This is a genomic window from Halomonas sp. ND22Bw (assembly GCF_003011945.1).
GTDB classification, from domain to species: domain Bacteria; phylum Pseudomonadota; class Gammaproteobacteria; order Pseudomonadales; family Halomonadaceae; genus Halomonas; species Halomonas halophila.
The window spans coordinates 1-260 of the sequence record NZ_PXWD01001179.1 but is presented as its reverse complement, the minus strand read 5'-3'; the positions used below and the strand labels follow the sequence as shown (position 1 = coordinate 260).

The following is a 260-nucleotide window of genomic DNA, read 5'->3' as shown; positions in this document are numbered from 1 at the left end:
TGAACGAAGCGGGAGAGAGGGACGACCTGTTCCTTGCGGCCGCCGAGGGCCACCCAATCGCGTTGGGCGTCTTCCAACAACGTGTCGTTCTTCGACACCCACACAAGGCGACGGCGACCCTGAAGCCAGTTGTCCAGAAGCGCGCCAGCAATCTGACGCCCCTTGCCCACGCCTGTGCCATCGCCAACGAAGAAGCCCTTGCGGAAGGCCACGGCCCCTTCCGCGCCATCCGGAGCGGCATGAACGGTGTCGAAGCTGTC

Annotated in this window: 1 protein-coding gene; it reads right to left on the bottom strand. The window is 64.6% G+C overall.

The window, feature by feature from the left end:
• Positions 1-260: strawberry notch-like NTP hydrolase domain-containing protein (locus tag CVH10_RS21900; RefSeq protein ID WP_181244663.1), on the bottom strand; the 260-nt coding region annotated here is incomplete at both ends.